We start from the raw sequence: 18404 nt of genomic DNA on the forward strand, positions 1-18404 counted from the left end.
CACCGACACCGGCCCGCACCCACGCCGAGCCCGGGAGTCAGCTGTAGCGGATCACACGCTCCGAGGACGCGAACCCCCACAGGTCGAGTCCCGACGCAGTCGCCAGGTCCGCGGCCAGGCTCGTCGGCGCACCCACCGAGACCAGGGCGCCCATTCCGCTGGCCACGGCCTTCTGGACCAGCTCGAAGCCCGCACGTCCGCTCACGACGAGGGCAGCCGCTGACGGGTCGGCGCCGGCCAGGACCTGCGACCCGACCACCTTGTCCACGGCGTTGTGCCGACCGACGTCCTCGCGCACGGCGAGGATCTCCCCGGCAGCCGTCGCGAGCCCCGCTGCGTGCACCCCGCCGGTGCGCTCGAAGAGGGCCTGCCCTGTGCGCAGGCGCTCGGGCAGGCGTCGTACGGCGTCGGCGTCCAGCCGCTCGCCGGTCCAGCCGGGGCCCGGAGAGACCTGCGTGGCGGCGTCGACGCTCTCCTTGCCGCAGACGCCGCAGGCCGAGGACCCGGTGGCTGCAGTGTCATGGCGGTGCGGCAGCTGCGGTGAATGCGCCAGGGTCACGGTGACGACGTTGAACTCCTGCTCGGGTGCGAGCCGGGAGTCTGTGCAGTAGGCGACCCGCATGATCCCGGAGGGCTCGGCCAGGCCCTCGTGGAGGACCCAGCCCGCGGCCAGCTCGAAGTCGTGGCCCGGTGTGCGCATCGTCACCCAGGCTCGCGTTGCCGCACGGCCGGGGGAGGCCAGGCGTATCTCGAGCGGCTCCTCGGTGGCGAGGCGGTCCTCGTGACGCATCTCCAGGTCGCCGCGGTGCTCCACGACACGGCGTCGTACCGATGGCCCGGGGCGTCTCGGGGTGTCAGCCGTCACACGTGCACAGTAGTCCCGGCGCTCTGACAGGGTGGGGCCATGAGTGACGACACCCTGCGCAGCATCGAGCTCACCAAGATCGGACCGGCCCGGTTCAAGGCGACGAATGCCAGGGGAGGGGAGACCTTCTTCGGGGTCGGCGGGGACGACCCCGACTTCACGCCGGTGGAGCTCCTTCTCGCTGCGATCGCCGGGTGCAGCGCGCTGGACGTCGAGGCGATCACGCACAAGCGCGCGCAGTCCACCACGTTCTCCGTCCGGTCCGAGGGCCACAAGGTTCGCAGCGAGTCCGGCAACCACATGACCGGCCTCACGGTGACCTTCGAGGTCGCCTTCCCCGAGGGGGAGGCGGGCGACCGGGCCCGGGCCGCGCTGCCGCGGGCGATCGAGATGTCGCGCGACCGGCTGTGCACCGTCTCGCGCACGGTCCAGTTGGGAGCAGACGTCACCTACGCGCCCGTGGAGCACCCCACGGGCTAGCCGATCGTCACGCTCTCGATCTGCACGCTCTGCTTGGGTGCGCCACCGCCGGCGGGGTTGGAGCCGTCGTCGCCCTTGTCGGCCACTTCCTGCAGCACCGCGAGGCCACCTTCGTCGATGGTGCCGAACACGGTGTAGCTGGGCGGGAACTGCGAGTCGGCGAAGACGAGGAAGAACTGAGAGCCGTTGGTGTCCGGGCCCGCGTTGGCCATCGCGATCGTGCCGGCCGGGTAGGTCTCGTCACCAGACAGCTCGTCGTCGAACTGGTAGCCGGGCCCACCTGCGCTCGTGCCGCTGGGGTCGCCGCACTGGAGGATGCCGAAGCCGGGCTGGTTGCCCAGGCGCGGGCACGGGGTGTCGTCGTAGAAACCCTGCTCGGCCAGGGAGACGAACGAGTTGACCGTGCAGGGCGCCTTCTCCCGGTCGAGGGTGAGGACGATGTCTCCGCGGTTGGTCGCGACGGTCGCCGTCACCGTTCCCTCGGCGGTGGCCTCCTCGGGCGGGGCCTCCACCTCGCGCGCCGCCTCGCCGTCCGCGGGGTACTCGCAGGTCACAGTCGCGACGGAGTCGGACGCCGCAGGGTCCTTGGCAGTGTCGCCGGACTCACCACCGCAGGCAGCGAGCAGGGACGCGGACAGCAGGACGGCGGACACGGCCGCGAGGCGCTTCAGCATGACGCCGATCGTAGGGGGTACGGACCAGCCGGGCTTCGGTGCACCGCGCTGGGGGCCTGCCCGCCTGACCCCGACGGAGAGACCTCATGACCGAAGTGCTGCTGACCGTCGCGGGCCTGATCGTCATCGGCGCCGTGTTCGCGGACGCCTGCATGACGACCCTCGGTGTCTCCGGGGGAGCGGGGCCCTTGACGAGCGTCATCCTGGGTCGCTGCTGGCGGCTCCTGATGCGCTTTCACAAGAAGGACCGCGAGTCGCGGGCCCTGGCCTCAGCAGGGGTCGTGTTCGTCTTCATGGCGTTGATGGTGTGGGTCCTGGCGCTGTGGCTCGGCTGGGTGCTGGTGTTCGCAGGCTCGGACGCGATCGTGCACATCTCCACCGGCGAGCCCGCCTCGTTCGCCGGCGAGATCTACTTCACCGGCTTCGCCATCATCACCCTGGGCACGGGGCAGTACGACGTCACATCCGACGCGTGGGGCATCATCACGGCGCTGGCGAGCTTCACCGGCTTCTTCCTCGTCACGCTCTCGATCGCCTACCTCGTCTCCGTGGTGACGGCGGTGGTCGCGCGTCGAGCGCTCGCCATCCAGGTCAACGGGCTGGGGGAGTCGCCCACCTCGATACTCGAGCTGGGGTGGGACGGGACGTGCTTCACCGACCACTTCCACCAGCAGCTCACGAGCCTGACGTCGATCGTCGCGGTCTCTGCCGAGCAGCACCTGGCCTATCCCGTCCTGAACTACTTCCACTCCGCGAGCGGTGATCTCGCCGGTCCACTGGCCATGGCCAACCTCGAGGAGGCCCTGATGCTTCTGGAGGAGGTCGTGAGCCCCGAGAGCCGACCGGACCGGAGCGTGACCCGACCGCTGCGCTTCGCCATCGAGCGCTACCTGCGCACCGCTGCCCACACGTCGTGGACGCCCGACGTGGAGCCACCGCCGCCACCGCCCGTGGAACGCCTGCGTGAGATCGGGATCCCGCTGCTCGGCCAGGACGCCCTGGACGCGGCGCTGGAGTCGAACGAGGAGCGCCGGGTCATGCTGCACCAGCTCGTCACCAGCGACGGCTGGTCCTGGCCCGACCGTTGACGCGTCTCGCCTAGCGGTAGGTGAGCCCGTCCGAGCCGCTGCGCACGCGGGGTGCGTGGGGCGCATCTTCCACGACGTACGTCGCCTGCAGGCGTTGCTGGACGGCCAGGCCACGTCTCTCGTTCGTGGCACGTCCGCGCGCCGAGCGACCGATGACGCGGTGCCGCCACGTGTTCGCGCCGAAAGCCCCTGCGAACGCCCAGGGCGGCCGGATCGGCAGGCCGAGCTCGCGCATGCTGGCGGGGCCGAGGAACATCGTAAGCATGCTGAGCAGCCGCTCCTGCTCATATCGACCGCGCAGACGTCGCGCGACGGCACCGTCGCCCGCGAACCGTCGCTCCGGCTGGGCTGCCACGATCGCCTGCGCGAGCTCGCGACCTGCCTGTGTCTGGCCGGCCGCCGCGTAGAGGATGTGGAGGTTGAGCCAAGTGCGCTCGTCCTCGTCGTCGGTGAGGAAGTCAGGATGGACCCCCATCAACCACCCGACGTACTTCCACAGGTGGAGCAGGTCCTCGGCGTCGTCGCGGGGGACCGGGATGCCGAGCGCCCGGCACCCGACGACCAGCGTCGCGTCGAACAGGCCGAGGGTGCCCGCCTGGTCGGCCTGGTTTATGGGCAGGCCCCACCGCTGCACGTCCCAGCGTTCTGGGTCGCCGGCGTAGGCGGAGTTCACCAGGGCGTGCATGACGCGGACGTGCAGCGTCGTGCGCCAGCCCTCGCCACCGGGTCGGAGGGCGCCGGGTCGCATCAGGCTCAGGGTCCACTGCTGCGTCTCGGCGATCCGCCGCAAGGTGTGCGGGCCCTTGAGGCCGCCGGTCGCGACCAAGAGCTCGGTGGGGCCCCCGAATCGGTAGCCCCCGATCAGGGAGAGCTGCAGGAGGACGTCGCCGGCGCTGCGGCCCAGGCGGTCGAAGACGCGTGCGCCACGAGCGACGCGATCCCAGTCGACCCAGTCGGGGGGCGTGCTGACCTCGTCGAGGAACCTCCTCAGCGCGGGGGGAGTGCTCTCGCCTGATCCCGATGACAGAGCGGCGCGAAGATGCGCATGGGTGACCCGCTCGGGATCTCCCGGGGCCCGACGCATGGCAGCAGCGACCGCCGCACCTGCCTCGTCCTGCTCGAGGAGCGCCCTGCCCAGCCTGTCGAGAAGTGCCTCGTCAACCGGACCACGCAGGCCCGAGACGAGCCTGAGCGGACGGCCGAGCCGGGTACCCCGGGGCTCGGCCTCGCGGTGCCGGGTGGGGAACTGCTGGTGCGGGGCCATCGCAACAGTCTGATGCGAGCACCAACTCGCATACAATTCGCGTCATGAGAAAGACTCCACGGCAGGAGAGGTCCCGCCGGACAGTGGAAGGAATCGTGCAGGCAGGCCGCGTGGTCCTGTCACGTGACGGCTACGCGGCCTTCTCGACCAACGCCGTCGCCAAGGAGGCGCGCGTGAGTCCGGGCTCGCTTTACCAGTACTTTCCCGACAAGGCCGCGATCATCGACGTCATCCTCGAGCAGTACTGGGCGCAGGTCGAGGAACGGGTGACGGCATCGCTCAGCGACCACGTCACGACAACCGGCCCTGACACGATCGAGTCCGTCGTCGTCGCGCTGGTCGCGGCGATCGAGCAGGACGCCGAGCTGATGCGGGTGATCGCCGAGGAGCTTCCGCTGGCGCGCTTCAAGGAGCGTCGTACGGCACTCGAGCGCCGTCTGCGTGACCTGCTGACCGCCTATCTCGTGCTCGCGTCGGGAATGGGTGCATCAGAGGCCTCACATCGTTCCTGGGTGCTCGTGGTGACCGCGCAGGCCGTCGTCACGCGCTGGGTCTTGGACGATCCCGGCCTGGACCGCGACACGGTCATGCATGAGCTCACGAGGTTGTCGGGCGCCTATCTCGAGGTGCGGTGACCGGGCAGCTGACGATCGTGCGCATGGCGTCCCTGGTTGTCACCGACCCTCAGACCCCCAGTGATCTCGGGTTTCAGTTGTAGGGGGAGCGACGAGGCCTTGGTGCTAGGCAGGATTCGCACATATGGCGTACACCTGCAGCTCGGGCGTCCATACCTCCGGCGGGGAAGGATCCTGGAGGATGAACGCTACGAACCAGCCGCGCTGGCCCGGGATGGAGGTCGGCTGATTCATCTGCATGTCCGCTGAGCCTTGGCCTTGGCTGATCCCACCTCCGCCCCCAAGCAGGACTTTGCCCACTGGGCACATCACCCACAGGTGTGCGCGATACATATCCGCATAGCCGACCGACACATGCTGCCGCTTCTCAACCATCTCCCAGCCTGAGACACCGCCTGGTGCACCCGGTGCTCCCGCTGGGCCTGGGGAACCTTGGACTCCCTGCGGTCCAGGCGTTCCGGCGGGACCTTCCTGCCCCCTGGCACCAGCGGGCCCCTCGGGTCCGCGGCCACCGACCGGGCCCTCGATGCCGCGGGGGCCCGCAGCCCCCTCGGGCCCACGGGGGCCTTCGGGACCAGACACGAGGGCATTCGCAGCCAAGTCCCTTGCGCGGATCGTCCTGTCGGCGATGTCGGCGCCTGTCAGGCTGCCGTTTCGCACGTCCGCACCGGAAATGAGTCGTCTCGCCTCGGCAGCGACCGTCGGCGTCGAGAGCCCTACGGCACAAGCGAGGCTGGCGATGACGGCCACAGTGCGACGACGCATTCTGATCTCCGGGGCATGTGAGTGGGCGGTTCGACAACGGTAGGTCGACGTTGTCTCTCGCGCTGGTTAACGCACATGTCGAGCCGTCCGGTGCTTCGGTCGATGTCGGCGGGGTAGTGGACAGGAGTCGGTGGACGACTCACGTCGAGCCGAACGCGCACTCCGTGATGACATAATGTCAATTATCGGCGAACGTGTCAGGAAGTCTGAAGGGGCAGCCGGATCCCGGCCGGGTGTTCTGCATGCCCCCCCCTCCCTCAGCCCAGTGCCGGGAACCTGGAGGCATCCAGTCCGGATCCCGGTGGCACGGGCAGCCTGCCGGTGCCGATGAGCGTGGCGTCCGAGTCAGACCAGCCGGCAGGAAGCTGTTCACCCACGAGGGACTCCGTCGTCCGCCGGGCCAGGCTCAACGCGCTGGCCGCCGCTGGCTCGTCGCACATCAGGTCGAGCTGGTGGACCACGTCCTCGACGGCCCAGACGGCGAGGAAGTCGCCCGGGGTGAAGACGTGACCGTCCCAGTGGAGGTTGATCTCGCCGCAGTCGCGGACCCCGCGCAGCAGGGACTTCGCGACGTCGTTGAGCTGGGCCACCGCCGAGGCAGGTCGTGCGAACGCCGAGGCTCGGCGTCGTTGTGACATAACTACGAGCACGGGGTCCTCGTCGCCGTAGTCCTCGGCGAACGCCGGCCAGTATGACGCCGCGTCCACTGTGGGCTCGACTTCCACGCGTGACACCAGGCCGCCGAGCATCTCCTGCCACCCGGCGATGACGTGGGCCACCACCTCGAGACGACTCCAGCCGTGGCACCGGGACGGACCGAGGAGGTCGTACTCGCTGAAGGACTCCACAGCCCGCACGAACGACTCGATCGACTCGACGCAAGCCGTTCGTCCTGCCTCCAGGGCCACCGAGAATGTCATGGGTGGGACTCTAGAGATCGCCAGTGCCCGTGGCCACGGGCCAACCACGCCAAAGTGCTCACACGGTCGCCGCCTCCGTGAAACAGTCTTCGCGAGACGTGCCGGGCGGGTCCCGCGCGCACCTATCGTGAAGGCGTTCCATGCTGTCCCTCCCCCGTGTCCTCGCATGTCTTGCCGTGCTTGCCTCCGGCCTGGCCACCACTGCTGCGCCGGCCGCCGTACCGGCTGAGGCACCCGTCAAGAGCGCTCGCGCGACGACGGTGCCGGTATGGCAAGCCGCCCAAGCGCCGCACGAGGAGAACCCGAGCAACCCGCTGGCCAACCGCCTCTGGGGCGTCTACCACGGTCCGCAGGACCAGCTCTACTACCCCTACGAGGCGGCAGACCCGGCGACGCAGGCGGCCCTCAACACGATCCGGCTCCGGCCTCGCACCAAATGGTTCGCCAACCACGTGCCCGACAGCCAGATCCAGTCGAAGACGATCAGCTACATCGCCAACTCCCAGGCCGGCAACCCCGAGGCTCTCTCGCAGATCGCGGTCTTCCGGATGAAGCCGTGGGAGAACGAGGCGTGCGAGCGTCCCCCCACGCGGGCGGAGCAGGCGAGCTACAAGACCTGGATCCGCAACCTCGCCTCCGGCATCGGATCAGCGCCGACGCTCATCGTGATGCAGCCCGATGGTCCCTTCCTGTGGTGCACCCCCAAGCCCAAGGTCAGCGCCAAGCTGATCCGCTTCGCCACGCGGACCCTGTCGAACCTGCCCGCCACGTCGGTCTACATCGACGCCGGCGCGGCCGACTGGTGCAAGCCCCACACGAAGCCGACGGCGGCCCGCTGCATCCGCAACCTCAAGCGGACGGGTGTGGCCTACGCCCGCGGCTTCGCCATGGACTCCACGCACTACACCGGCCCGGAGGAGAACATCCTGCTCGGCTCACAGATGGTGGACCTCCTGCGCAAGCAGGGCTACGGCTCCAAGCACTTCATCATCGACACCGCCAAGTCGGGGCAGCCGACCGAGTGGACGGACATGATCCCCGCGGCCAAGGGCGAGGAGCGTGACAACGCCCGGACCTGTACGACACCCACGATGACGCGCTGCGTCACCCTCGGCATCCCGCCCACGGCCCGTCCCGGCGACCCCGAGTGGGGCCTCTCCGAGGAGGCGCGCAGGCTCGCGGCCGAGAACGTCGACGGCTTCGTGTGGTTCGGACGCCCGTGGCTCTACTACCAGGCCGATCCCTTCGTGATGCAGCGCGCGTTGGACATGGTGTCCACGACGCCCTGGCCCGAGCCCTGAGGCACCCGCCGCTCCTCGGCCTGCTTCCGTCGGTAGAAGTTCAACCAGAAGCAGCGCGTTCACCCCTCGCGCAATGGGCTCCCTCGGGTTAGCGTGCGGAGGTCAGTCCCACCCACCCGAGGGGAATGCCCGTGAACGACCGCTTTCGCTGGGCTGCGCTGGGCGCAGCAGCAGCACTCCTGACTGCTGCCGCAGCGCCATCAGCACTCGCAGCACCCGAGAAGAAGGGCCCCACGAAGGCCGCCACCACCGAGGTCCAGCTCCTGGGCCTCAACGACTTCCACGGGGCCCTCGAGCCCCCTTCGGGATCGAGCGGCCGGATCGGCTCGACCAATGCCGGGGGTGCCGCCTACCTCGCCACCCACGTCAGGGAGCTGCGGGCCACCAACCCCAACACCCTCTTCGTGTCGGCGGGTGACCTGATCGGCGCGACGCCGCTGGTCTCGGCGCTCTTCCACGACGAGCCGACCATCGAGGCCGCCAACCTGATGGATCTCGACTTCAACGCCGTCGGGAACCACGAGTTCGACGAGGGCGTGGACGAGCTCCTGCGCATGCAGGAAGGCGGCTGCCACCCGGTCGACGGTTGCCAGGACGGCGACGGCTTCGGCGGCGCGGAGTTCGACTTCCTCGCCGCGAACGTGAAGTACAAGTCCACCGGCGACACCATCTTCCCGCCCTACGCGATCGAGAAGTTCAAGGGTGTGAAGGTCGGCCTCATCGGCATGACCACCAAGGTGACCCCCGCGATCGTCTCCCCTGCCGGCATCTCGAGCGTCGACTTCCTCGACGAGGTCGAGACCGTGAACGCGCTCGTCCCCCACCTCAAGAAGAAGGGCGTCCGCACGATCGTCGTGCTGCTGCACGAGGGTGGGTCGACCTCCAACCCGCTCAACGAGACGACCATCAACTCGTGCGGCACGACCACCGGCCGGGTGCCGCAGATCGCATCCGCGCTCGACGACGAGGTCGACGTGATGATCACCGGCCACACCAACTGGGCGGTGAACTGCGAGATCGACGGCAAGGTCGTCACCGGTGCTGCCAGCAACGGGCGACTCATCACCGACATCGACATGACTCTCAGCCGCGCCACCAAGCAGCCGACCGAGATCCTCGTCAACAACAGGATCGTCACCCGGACGGTCGACCCCGCGGCCGACCTCACCACCTTGATCAGCAAGTACCAGACGGCGTCCGCGCCGTTCGCCAACCGGGTGATCGGACGCATCACCGCTGACATCCTCCGCGCGGCGAACGCTGCCGGAGAGTCCTCTCTCGGTGACCGCATCGCTGACGCGCAGAACTTCGACGCCCAGCAGGCCGGCACCGGATCGCAGATCGCCTTCATGAACGCCGGGGGCATCCGGGCGGACCTGCTCTACGCTCCCAGCGGCGGCGAGCAGCCGGGCGAGGTGACCTATGGCGAGGCCTTCGCGGTGCAGCCGTTCGGCAACTCGCTCGTCACCATGTCGCTCACCGGCCAGCAGATCGACGCCCTGCTGGAGCAGCAGTTCACCGGTGGCAACGGAATCCTCCAGGTCTCCGAGGGCTTCTCCTACCGGCGCTCGGACTCTGCGCCGGCCGGTTCCAAGGTGGACAACATCACGCTCAACGGGGCGCCACTGGACGCTGCGGCGACCTACCGCGTCACCGTCAACAGCTTCCTGGCTGACGGCGGCGACAACTACTCGGTGCTCCTCGAGGGCACCGACCGGGTCCCCGGCAACGTGGACACCGACGCCTTCGAGAACTACCTGCTCGCCAACCCCGCCGGGATCGCACCCGGCCCGCAGGACCGGATCATCCGAGTTCCCTGACCGCAACGTCGATGGGCGCCGTCCTCGTGGCCGGCGCCCATCGACGCGTCTGCGTGCCGAGCGGTGGAGGTCACGTGGCGGACCCCTCAGGTCCCCGCGTCGGCACCCGATGGGTGCGGCGACCCCGCCGGGCCCGGTCGGGGTGCCGTACGACACCAGGAGACTCGCCATGCCCGCGCCGCTGCGCCTCGACAACCTGCGGATCGGCGCTCGACTCAGCGCCGTCTTCGCCCTGTGCGGGCTGTTGATCGCCGCCGCCTTCATCTACGACCTCGTCAGCGAGGACCGCCTGGAGCAGCAGCGAGACCAGGTCAGCGCCGTGCTCGAGGCGCAGCAGATCGGCGACGACCTGTTGGTGGCCATCAACGACCTCACCGGCTGGCAGGGCCTCTACGTGGCGGACGCCGCCGCCTACGGAGTCGAGAAGGGCCTGGCCGAGGACGCCTACAACGTCCAGGGCTTCGACACCGCGTGGGAAGGCGTCCAGCAGCTCTTCTCCGAGGCCGACACCTCGGCCCTGACTGAGGAGGAGGCCGCCATCGTCCAGGACGTCGAGGCCTACTTCACCACCTTCCACGCCGAGGACGCCGCGCTGCGCGAGATGCTGCGCAGCGACGGGTTGGAGGCGCTTCCCGACGTGATGGCAAGCATCAACGACGGCCCTGCGGGGGCAGCCTGGACGGACACCTACGAAGCCAACGCCGAGTTCCAGGAGCTCATCGACGCACGGGTGGAGAAGCTCGAGGCGAAGGTCGACGACACCAGCGCCGGACAGCGAGTCCGGGTCGCCGGAGGGCTCGCCCTCGCGGCGCTGGTCACCGTCCTCCTCCTCGTGCACGTGACACGCTCCATCACCGCTCCCCTGCGCCAGATCGCCGACCAGCTGCGCCAGGTCGCCGCGGGGCGCCTCGACGTGCGCTCGGGGCTCGAGCGCACGGACGAGGTGGGCGAAATGTCGCGCGCGCTCGACGAGGCGCTCGAGTCGTTGTCGACGTCGATGCGCGGCATGGACGACAACGCCCAGTCACTCGCAGCCGCCTCTGAGGAGCTGTTGGCGGTGTCGGCCCAGCTGTCCAGCAGCGCCGCCGAGTCCACGCGTGAGGCCAAGCAGCTCGCGGGCACGGCCGACAGCGTCTCGGGCAACGTGTCCACGCTGGCTGCGGGCACCGAGCAGATGTCGGCCTCCATCCGCGAGATCGCCCGAAACGCGGCGGCAGCCGCAGACGTCGCCGGCGGGGCGGTGCTCACAGCCGAGTCGACGAGCACGACCGTGGCCAAGCTGGGCGACTCCTCCTCCGAGATCGGCAACGTGGTCAAGGTCATCAGCTCCATCGCGGAGCAGACCAATCTCCTCGCCCTCAACGCGACGATCGAGGCGGCCAGGGCCGGTGAGGCCGGCAAGGGCTTCGCCGTGGTCGCCGGAGAGGTCAAGGAGCTCGCTCAGGAGACCAGCCGTGCGACCGGCGAGATCAGCAGCCGCATCGCTGCGATCCAGGCCGACACCAGCGCCGCCGTGCAGGCGATCGCCGAGATCAGCGCCGTCATCGCCCAGATCAGCGACAGCCAGACGACCATCGCTGCCGCGGTCGAGGAGCAGACCGCGACCACGAACGAGATGAGCCGCCACGTCACACAGGCTGCGAGCGGCTCCCTGGAGATCGCCGGCAGCACCAGCGGGCTGGCTCGACTGGTCGCGGACGGCGACGGCGCGGCCTCGAGCACCAGTGCGGCGGCCGAGGAGCTGGCGCGCATGGCTGCCCAGATGCGGGAGCAGGTCGGTCGCTTCACCTACTGAGCCGAGGCCGGGACTCTTGGTGACCTGACAGGCTCAACGGGCGACGTACTCCGCAAGGTGCTCGCCCGTGAGGGTGCTGCGGGCCGCCACCAGGTCCGCCGGTGTCCCTTCGAACACCACCCGACCGCCCTCATGCCCGGCACCGGGACCGAGGTCGATGATCCAGTCGGCGTGCGCCATCACCGCCTGGTGGTGCTCGATCACGATCACCGACCTGCCGGAGTCGACCAGGCGGTCGAGGAGCCGGAGGAGGTTCTCGACATCAGCGAGGTGGAGACCCGTCGTGGGCTCGTCGAGGACGTAGACGTCCCCCTTCTCCCCCATCTGGTTGGCCAGCTTGAGACGCTGTCGCTCGCCCCCTGACAGAGTCGTCAGGGGCTGGCCGAGGGTGACGTAGCCCAGGCCCACCTCGACCAGGCGGTCGAGGATCTTGCCGGCGGCCGGGATCTTGGCATCGCCGGAGCCGAAGAGCTCACGCGCCTCGACGACCGACATCTCGTGCACCTCGGCGATGTCCTTCCCGCCGAAGGTGTGCTCGAGCACCTCCGCCCTGAAGCGCCGGCCCTCGCACTCCTCGCAGGGCGACTCGAACGTCGCCATCGGTCCCAGCTCGGTGAAGATCACGCCGGCGCCGTTGCACGTCGAGCAGGCGCCTTCGGAGTTGGAGCTGAACAGCGCCGGCTTGACGCCGTTGGCCTTGGCGAAGGCCTTGCGGATGGGCTCGAGCAGGCCGGTGTACGTCGCGGGGTTACTGCGACGGGACCCCTTGATCGCACCCTGGTCGATGACGACGACCTCGTCCCGGCCGGCCAGCGAGCCGTGGATCAGCGAGCTCTTCCCCGACCCCGCCACCCCCGTGACGACCGTCAGGAGGCCCAGCGGCACGTCGACGTCGACGTCACGCAGGTTGTGGGTCGATGCACCGCGTACCTCCAGCGTGCCGGTGGCCTTGCGCACGTGCTCCTTGAGGCGCGCCCGGTCGTCAAGGTGCTTGCCGGTGATCGTGCTGCTGCCGCGGAGGCCGTCGATGTCGCCCTCGAAGCAGATCGTGCCACCACCGGAGCCGGCCCCTGGGCCGAGGTCGACGACGTGGTCGGCTATGGCGATGGTCTCCGGCTTGTGCTCGACGACCAGGACCGTGTTGCCCTTGTCGCGCAGCTGGAGGAGCAGCGTGTTCATCCGCGCGATGTCATGGGGGTGGAGGCCGATGGTGGGTTCGTCGAAGACGTAGGTCACGTCGGTCAGCGAGGACCCGAGATGGCGGATCATCTTGGCGCGTTGGGCCTCTCCCCCCGACAGGGTCCCCGCCGGCCGGTCCAGGGACAGGTAGCCGAGGCCGATGTCGGAGAACGAGTCGAGGAGGTGCTGGAGACCCTTGAGCAACGGCGCCACGGACGGCTCGTCGAGGTCGCGCACCCACACGGCCAGGTCGCTGATCTGCATCGCGCACAGGTCGGCGATCGACTTCCCTCGGATCTTCGAGGCGCGCGCCTCCGGCGTGAGTCGGGTGCCGTCGCAGTCCGGGCAGGTCTGGAAGGTGACGGCGCGCTCGACGAAGCGTCGGACGTGCGGCTGCATGGCCTCGGGGTCCTTCGACAGCATGGACTTCTGGATCTTGGGGATGATGCCCTCGAACGTGAGGTTGACCCCCTCGACCTTGATCTTGGTCGGTTCGGCCCACAGCATCGTGTCGAGCTGCTTCTTGGTGAACTTCGAGATCGGCTTGTCCATGGGCAGCCCGACTCCCTCGAACAGGCGGCCGTACCACCCGTCCATCGAGTAGCCGGGCACCGTGAGGGCACCGTCGGCGAGCGACTTGGAGTCGTCGTACAGCGCGGTCAGGTCGATGTCGTTGACCTTGCCCATTCCCTCGCAACGCGGGCACATGCCGCCGAGGTAGACCTCCTGGCGCGCGACGCGCTTCTCGACCCGACCACCCTTCTCGGTGGTCATCATGCCGCTGGCCTTGCGGGTCGGGACGTTGAAGGAGTAGGCAGTCGGTGGGCCGAGGTAGGGATCCCCCAGCCGGCTGAAGAGGATCCGCAGCATGGCGTTGGCGTCGGTGGCGGTGCCGACGGTCGAGCGAGGGTTGGCGCCCATCCGCTCCTGGTCGACGATGATGGCCGTGGTCAGGCCCTCCATGTGGTCGACGTCGGGCCGGGCGAGCGTCGGCATGAAGCCCTGGACGAAAGCGCTGTAGGTCTCGTTGATCATCCGTTGGGACTCGGCTGCGATCGTGGCGAACACCAGCGAGCTCTTCCCCGAGCCTGAGACGCCGGTGAAGACCGTCAGCCGGCGTTTCGGCAGGTCGATGCTGACGTCCTTGAGGTTGTTCTCGCGCGCGCCCTGCACGCGGATGAGGTCATGGCTGTCTGCGCGGTGCTCTCCCATGCCCACGATCCAACACGAGCCCTGCCTACGCTGTCAGCCATGGCCCCGATGATCCGAGCTGCGAGCCTGCGTGGCTTCGCACCGCTGGTCGTCGATCTGGGCGGTGACCCCGAGGAGTTCCTGAGGCGCTTCGGCATACCGCCGGGGGTCCTCGAGTCCGACGACGGGCTGATCCCCATCACCGAGCACGACCGCATGCTCGACGCCGTCGCAGCCGAGCTCAGGTGTCCGGACCTCGGCCTGCGGCTGGCTGCCTCGCAGGACCTCACCATCCTCGGCCCGCTCGCGCTCGCCATCGAGGCCTCCTCGACCGTGGCCGAGGCGGTCGAGTGCGCCTCCCGCTACCTGTTCGTGCACAGCCCGGCGCTGAGCGTCGGGGTGGACGTCGACCCCCGAGGTGCCCGGGGGGTCGTCGCGCTCACCTATCGCAAGGACCTCCACGAGTCGCCGTACTCCCCCCAGGCGACTGAGCTCGGGCTGGGCCTCTTCCACCATGCCGCCGAGAGGATGCTGGGCGGCCTGACCGGCCTGAGGTCGGTGGAGATCCCGCACGAGCCCCTCTCCCCCGTCGACCGCTACACGCAGTTCTTCGGGGCGGACGTGAGGTTCGGTGCGCCCGTGGGCGCCCTGCGGGTCGAGCGAGCGGTCCTCGACGCCCAGTTCGACGGCGCCGACGAGGTCATCCGGGCGCTGGCGCTGGACCACCTCGCCCGCCACTACCCGGAGCCCACCACGCGCATGGCGGTGCAGGTGCGGCGCGCCCTCGTCCAGGGACTGGGGGTGGTCTCGCCGTCGCTGGAGCACGTCGCCCGCCTCCACTCGATCCACCCGCGCACCCTGCAGCGCCGACTGGCGGCCGAGAGCACCACGTTCGAGCAGGTCCTCGACGACGTGCGCCGGGACGCCGCCCGTCGCTACCTGACGACGACCGCGCTCCCGCTCACCCAGGTCGCTGCCCTGGTCGGTTTCGGCGAGCAGTCCACGCTCAGCCATGCAGTGCGGCGCTGGTTCGGGATGAACCCACGCGAGCTGCGCGCCCAGTCGTCCCAGAGGTGAGCAGGGCCGAATCTGTCGTCTCGGAACAAGTTTCGTGGTTCGTGACGCTCCACGCTGGTCGGATGGCGATCCAGACCCCCACTTCCGTGCTGTCCGACATCGGCGCGCGGTCCATCCCTGAGTTCGATGGCGTCCACGACGTCTGGCCACGAGGCGAGCGCCTGCAGGCGGTCCGTGAGGCAGCGGCCGCCTACAAGATCCGCTTCAAGTCACAAGGGCAGGTCCGCGCGGTCAAGTCCGTCGACATCGCGGCGGCCCCCTACCCGGTGAACTACGCCTTCCACGACGCCGTGAGCGTTCCCACCCTTCCGCTGATCTCGATGATCAACCGGATGATCGTGGTGCAGTACGACGACTGGAACGGCGTGCCCCGCACGCTGGTCTTCGAGCCGACCGTTCCGGACGGCTCGGCGGAGGCGCCGTTCTACCGCAACCTCCAGTCGCTCATGGAGAAGATCCCCGGCAGCAAGATCCTCGAGAAGGCGATCCTGCGCTACTACAACGAGCCGGGCGACGTGCTCGAGAAGCTCGGACTGGCGCCGGACGACATCGACTTCTGCACCTTCGACCACCTCCACGTGCAGGACCCGCGGATGATCCTGGGGTCGACCGAGGTGGTGCCCGGCGAGAGCACGGCACGTCAACCGCTCTTCGGGGACGCGAAGATGCTGGTGCACTCGCGCGAGCTGGCCACGCTGCAGTCGCTGCACCCGATGCAGTGGGCGTGGTACGTCGACGGGGGCCTGGGCGGCGTCGACCCCGACAAGCTCGTCACCTTCGACGGCGACATCGAGCTGGGTCCGGGCATCGCGCTGCTGTGGACCCCCGGACACACCGACGGCAACCACTCGCTGGTGATGAACACCCCGGACGGCGTCTGGGTGTCCTCGGAGAACGGCATCTCGCTGGACAACTGGCAGCCGGAGCTGTCGAAGATCCCCGGCGTGCGCAAGTACCACGAGCAGCTCGGGCGAGAGATCTGCCCCAACGCCAACACCCTCGAGGACTCCCTCGACCAGTACGACTCCATGATCAAGGAGAAGGTCCTGGCAGACCCCTGCAAGGACGACCCGCGCTGGCTCCAGATCCTCCCCTCCACCGAGCTCGCGCCGTGGAAGCGCTTCTGGCCCGTCGTGCCGACCTACCTCCACGGGGGCATCGAGTACGGCGTCATCCGGGCAGGCCTGCGATGACGGCCCCGGGAGGTGCCGTCGTCACCGGAGCGGGACGCGGCCTCGGCAAGGAGATCGCCCGGCTCCTGGTGCAGCGCGGACACATGGTCCTCGTCACCGACGTCGACGAGGCCGGCGCGCGAGCAGCCGCCGAGGAGCTCGGCGAGCGCGCCGTGCCGCGGGTCGTGGACGTGCGCGACCTCTACCAGGTCGAGGACGCCCGGGACGAGATCGTCGAACTGGCCGGGCGCCTCGACGTCTGGGTCAACAACGCCGGGGTGCTGGTCACCGGGCCGGCCTGGGAGCAGGACGAGAGCACGTGGCGGCTGATGCTCGAGGTGAACGCCCTCGGCACCATCCACGGCACGGTCGCGGCTCTCGAGGCGATGCGCCGGCAGCGGGGTGGGCACGTCGTCAACGTGGTGTCGCTGGCCGGGCTCAGCGCGGTCGCCGGCGAAGCGGTCTACGCCGCCTCCAAGCACGCCGCCATCGGGTTCAGCCTCAGCACCGCGGCTGACCTGCGAGCGGCCGGGGAGAAGGGCATCGACATCTCCTGCATCTGTCCCGACGGGATCTGGACCCCGATGCTCCACGACAAGCTCGACGACCCGGCGTCGGCCCTGTCCTTCTCCGGCAAGCTCCTCCAACCACGAGAGGTCGTCGAGGCGGTGGCCAAGGTCCTGGACAAGCCGCGGCTCGTGACGGCCGTTCCGGGGTGGCGGGGAGCCCTCGCACGACTCGGCGACGTCGTGCCCTCCTTCGGGCTCGCGGCCATTCCCCTGGTGATCGCCCAGGGACGTCGCACCCAGAAGCGGCTCCTCGCCCGAGGGGGCCCGCAGGCCTAGTCCGAGCGGGCCATCTTTTACCCCCGACGGGTTACTTCACAAGTGATCGCGTCACAGCGCCGCGTGTTGCGTGTCACCTTGGTGATCTGACATTCAAGCACCTGGAGAAGCACCATGTGGGACACCGTCGAAGCCAAGGGCACGCACCTCTCGCACGACATGCCTTGCCCCGAGTGTTCGCACTCGGCGCACAGCTACCTGCCGTGCTCGGACACCTGCACCTGCGCTCGCAGCCTCGTCAGCTGACGACCTCGAGGCCCAGCCACCCGCCGAGGCGGGAGATCGCGACAGCAACCTCTTCCCTGGTCTCCGTGCTCCACTCGCCGTCCTCGTGCACCGCGTCGACGAGCAGGACACCCGACTCGCGCACTGCCGTGGCGTCGACCTTGCCCACCAGCCTGTCGCCGCTCAGGATCGGCATCGCCCAGTAGCCCCATCGCCTCTTGGCCGCCGGCTTGTACATCTCCAGCTGGTAGTCGAACTCGAAGAGCTCCTGCATCCGCTTGCGGTCGAAGACCAGCCGGTCCAGCGGGGAGAGCAGGGTCGTGCGCCCGTCGAAGTCACGCTCCAGCAGGGTCGGGTCCACCCGCCACCTCCCCCTGACGCCCTCCACGACCGCTTCCTCCCCGACGTCGCGAACGTCGTAGGGCTCGTGCCAGTTCTCCAGGGCGCGGGGCCGGGCGATCCCCAGCGCCCTCAGGCGGCGCTCGGCCATGGTGCGGTGCGCTTCCGGCCCCGCTACCGCAGCATCACCGGGATGGATGCGGGAGGAGAGATCCCAGGTGCGCTCCTTGCCCTTCCGTCCGGCGACTGCGACCTCGCCCCGGGCCTCCATGCACTCCAGGAGCTTCATGACGCTCTTGTGGTGCGTCCACCCCGACGAGCGCCAGGGCACCTCACAGGTGTCGGGAAGGGCCCGGGCAGGGAGCGGCGCCTCTGCGCGCAGGGTTGCGAGGATCTCCTGCCGGCAGCCGTCGTTCGCAGCGACCCACTCGGCGATCTCCACCTGCCACTGGCGGAGGGGAGGCACACCCGGCCAGGCGTCCATGTCCGCCTGCAGGAGCGCGATGTCCTCTGCCGGTCGCAGCATCGACTGGTGCTCCAGGACGGCACCGTCGCCGATGAGCGCGTCCACGCCTCCCTCCTCGTAGGCCGCGCCCATGCGCGACCACAGCACCAGGTCCGCGTGCGGGGCGACGACTGTCGTCAGGTCGACCTGGAGGAACCCGAGGTGTCGTACGACGTCCAGGGCACTGGCCGGGCACGGGACAGCCAGCAGCTGCGCCTGCACCGCCATCCGTCGGGCCTCGGTGCGCGAGAGCCGATGGACCAC

General features: G+C 69.3%; 15 protein-coding genes. 9 read left to right on the forward strand and 6 right to left on the reverse strand.

Annotation, left to right across the window (positions count from 1 at the left end; translation table 11 throughout):
- Window positions 1-37 precede the first annotated feature (37 nt).
- Window positions 38-865: a formate dehydrogenase accessory sulfurtransferase FdhD gene (locus EXE58_RS17465; RefSeq protein WP_244242294.1), complete on the reverse strand. Its 828-nt coding sequence runs from the start codon at window positions 863-865 to the stop codon at window positions 38-40.
- Window positions 866-904: 39 nt separating this feature from the next.
- Between EXE58_RS17465 and EXE58_RS17470 the strand changes: the two genes are divergently transcribed.
- Window positions 905-1345 (forward strand): OsmC family protein, encoded by a 441-nt coding sequence (locus EXE58_RS17470; RefSeq protein ID WP_135269030.1) that lies wholly within the window; start codon window positions 905-907, stop codon window positions 1343-1345.
- Here the strand turns inward: EXE58_RS17470 and EXE58_RS17475 are convergent.
- A complete protein-coding gene (locus EXE58_RS17475) occupies window positions 1342-2019 on the reverse strand; it encodes a peptidylprolyl isomerase (RefSeq protein WP_135269031.1) in 678 nt (225 codons plus the stop codon). The genes EXE58_RS17470 and EXE58_RS17475 overlap by 4 nt on opposite strands.
- 86 nt (window positions 2020-2105) lie before the next feature.
- Between EXE58_RS17475 and EXE58_RS17480 the strand changes: the two genes are divergently transcribed.
- On the forward strand, window positions 2106-3107 hold the full coding sequence (locus EXE58_RS17480; protein WP_135269032.1) for a hypothetical protein: 1002 nt from the start codon (window positions 2106-2108) through the stop codon (window positions 3105-3107).
- A 10-nt stretch (window positions 3108-3117) separates the two neighbouring features.
- Here EXE58_RS17480 and EXE58_RS17485 read toward each other — a convergent pair whose 3' ends face one another.
- Entirely contained in the window at window positions 3118-4371 is a 1254-nt protein-coding gene (locus EXE58_RS17485; protein ID WP_135269033.1) for an oxygenase MpaB family protein, read from the reverse strand.
- A 44-nt stretch (window positions 4372-4415) separates the two neighbouring features.
- Here EXE58_RS17485 and EXE58_RS17490 point away from each other — a divergent pair, with 44 nt between their 5' ends.
- Window positions 4416-5006 carry a TetR/AcrR family transcriptional regulator gene (locus tag EXE58_RS17490; protein WP_135269034.1) on the forward strand — a complete coding sequence of 197 codons (591 nt, stop codon included), beginning with the start codon at window positions 4416-4418 and terminating at the stop codon, window positions 5004-5006.
- Between the two features lie 1022 nt (window positions 5007-6028).
- Here the strand turns inward: EXE58_RS17490 and EXE58_RS17495 are convergent.
- Window positions 6029-6691, reverse strand: a complete 663-nt coding sequence (locus EXE58_RS17495; RefSeq protein WP_167288992.1) for a maleylpyruvate isomerase N-terminal domain-containing protein — start codon at window positions 6689-6691, stop codon at window positions 6029-6031.
- Window positions 6692-6831: 140 nt separating this feature from the next.
- On the opposite strand from EXE58_RS17495, the gene EXE58_RS17500 reads away from it, so the two are divergent.
- The 3 genes from EXE58_RS17500 (at window position 6832) to EXE58_RS17510 (ending at window position 11607) form a co-directional block, all read left to right on the forward strand.
- Window positions 6832-7992 carry a glycoside hydrolase family 6 protein gene (locus tag EXE58_RS17500; RefSeq protein WP_135269036.1) on the forward strand — a complete coding sequence of 387 codons (1161 nt, stop codon included), beginning with the start codon at window positions 6832-6834 and terminating at the stop codon, window positions 7990-7992.
- A gap of 131 nt (window positions 7993-8123) precedes the next feature.
- Window positions 8124-9812 (forward strand): bifunctional metallophosphatase/5'-nucleotidase, encoded by a 1689-nt coding sequence (locus EXE58_RS17505; protein ID WP_208544068.1) that lies wholly within the window; start codon window positions 8124-8126, stop codon window positions 9810-9812.
- 169 nt (window positions 9813-9981) lie between these two features.
- A complete protein-coding gene (locus EXE58_RS17510; protein ID WP_135269038.1) occupies window positions 9982-11607 on the forward strand; it encodes a methyl-accepting chemotaxis protein in 1626 nt (541 codons plus the stop codon).
- A 33-nt stretch (window positions 11608-11640) separates the two neighbouring features.
- Here EXE58_RS17510 and EXE58_RS17515 read toward each other — a convergent pair whose 3' ends face one another.
- On the reverse strand, window positions 11641-13998 hold the full coding sequence (locus tag EXE58_RS17515; RefSeq protein ID WP_135269039.1) for an ATP-binding cassette domain-containing protein: 2358 nt from the start codon (window positions 13996-13998) through the stop codon (window positions 11641-11643).
- A 39-nt stretch (window positions 13999-14037) separates the two neighbouring features.
- On the opposite strand from EXE58_RS17515, the gene EXE58_RS17520 reads away from it, so the two are divergent.
- The 3 genes from EXE58_RS17520 (at window position 14038) to EXE58_RS17530 (ending at window position 17071) form a co-directional block, all read left to right on the forward strand.
- Window positions 14038-15054 (forward strand): AraC family transcriptional regulator, encoded by a 1017-nt coding sequence (locus EXE58_RS17520; protein WP_135269040.1) that lies wholly within the window; start codon window positions 14038-14040, stop codon window positions 15052-15054.
- A gap of 62 nt (window positions 15055-15116) precedes the next feature.
- The gene (locus tag EXE58_RS17525) at window positions 15117-16247 is read left to right on the forward strand and encodes an MBL fold metallo-hydrolase (protein ID WP_135269041.1); all 1131 of its coding nucleotides are present in this window, start codon (window positions 15117-15119) and stop codon (window positions 16245-16247) included.
- Complete coding sequence (locus EXE58_RS17530; RefSeq protein ID WP_135269042.1) at window positions 16244-17071, forward strand: SDR family oxidoreductase; 828 nt, start codon at window positions 16244-16246, stop codon at window positions 17069-17071. The genes EXE58_RS17525 and EXE58_RS17530 overlap by 4 nt, the downstream gene beginning before the upstream one ends.
- A 238-nt stretch (window positions 17072-17309) precedes the next feature.
- On the opposite strand, the gene EXE58_RS17535 is transcribed toward EXE58_RS17530, so the two are convergent.
- The gene (locus tag EXE58_RS17535) at window positions 17310-18404 is read right to left on the reverse strand and encodes a DNA glycosylase AlkZ-like family protein (RefSeq protein WP_244242295.1); all 1095 of its coding nucleotides are present in this window, start codon (window positions 18402-18404) and stop codon (window positions 17310-17312) included.

Source organism: Nocardioides seonyuensis (genome assembly GCF_004683965.1).
Taxonomy (GTDB): domain Bacteria; phylum Actinomycetota; class Actinomycetes; order Propionibacteriales; family Nocardioidaceae; genus Nocardioides; species Nocardioides seonyuensis.

What these genes read in the sequence shown, in the direction of transcription:
- EXE58_RS17470 (WP_135269030.1), top strand. Translation starts at nt 905, where the DNA reads ATGAGTGACGACACCCTGCGCAGCATCGAGCTCACCAAGATCGGACCG.
- EXE58_RS17475 (WP_135269031.1), bottom strand. Translation starts at nt 2,019, where the DNA reads ATGCTGAAGCGCCTCGCGGCCGTGTCCGCCGTCCTGCTGTCCGCGTCC.
- EXE58_RS17480 (WP_135269032.1), top strand. Translation starts at nt 2,106, where the DNA reads ATGACCGAAGTGCTGCTGACCGTCGCGGGCCTGATCGTCATCGGCGCC.
- EXE58_RS17485 (WP_135269033.1), bottom strand. Translation starts at nt 4,371, where the DNA reads ATGGCCCCGCACCAGCAGTTCCCCACCCGGCACCGCGAGGCCGAGCCC.
- EXE58_RS17490 (WP_135269034.1), top strand. Translation starts at nt 4,416, where the DNA reads ATGAGAAAGACTCCACGGCAGGAGAGGTCCCGCCGGACAGTGGAAGGA.
- EXE58_RS17495 (WP_167288992.1), bottom strand. Translation starts at nt 6,691, where the DNA reads ATGACATTCTCGGTGGCCCTGGAGGCAGGACGAACGGCTTGCGTCGAG.
- EXE58_RS17500 (WP_135269036.1), top strand. Translation starts at nt 6,832, where the DNA reads ATGCTGTCCCTCCCCCGTGTCCTCGCATGTCTTGCCGTGCTTGCCTCC.
- EXE58_RS17510 (WP_135269038.1), top strand. Translation starts at nt 9,982, where the DNA reads ATGCCCGCGCCGCTGCGCCTCGACAACCTGCGGATCGGCGCTCGACTC.
- EXE58_RS17515 (WP_135269039.1), bottom strand. Translation starts at nt 13,998, where the DNA reads ATGGGAGAGCACCGCGCAGACAGCCATGACCTCATCCGCGTGCAGGGC.
- EXE58_RS17520 (WP_135269040.1), top strand. Translation starts at nt 14,038, where the DNA reads ATGGCCCCGATGATCCGAGCTGCGAGCCTGCGTGGCTTCGCACCGCTG.
- EXE58_RS17525 (WP_135269041.1), top strand. Translation starts at nt 15,117, where the DNA reads ATGGCGATCCAGACCCCCACTTCCGTGCTGTCCGACATCGGCGCGCGG.
- EXE58_RS17530 (WP_135269042.1), top strand. Translation starts at nt 16,244, where the DNA reads ATGACGGCCCCGGGAGGTGCCGTCGTCACCGGAGCGGGACGCGGCCTC.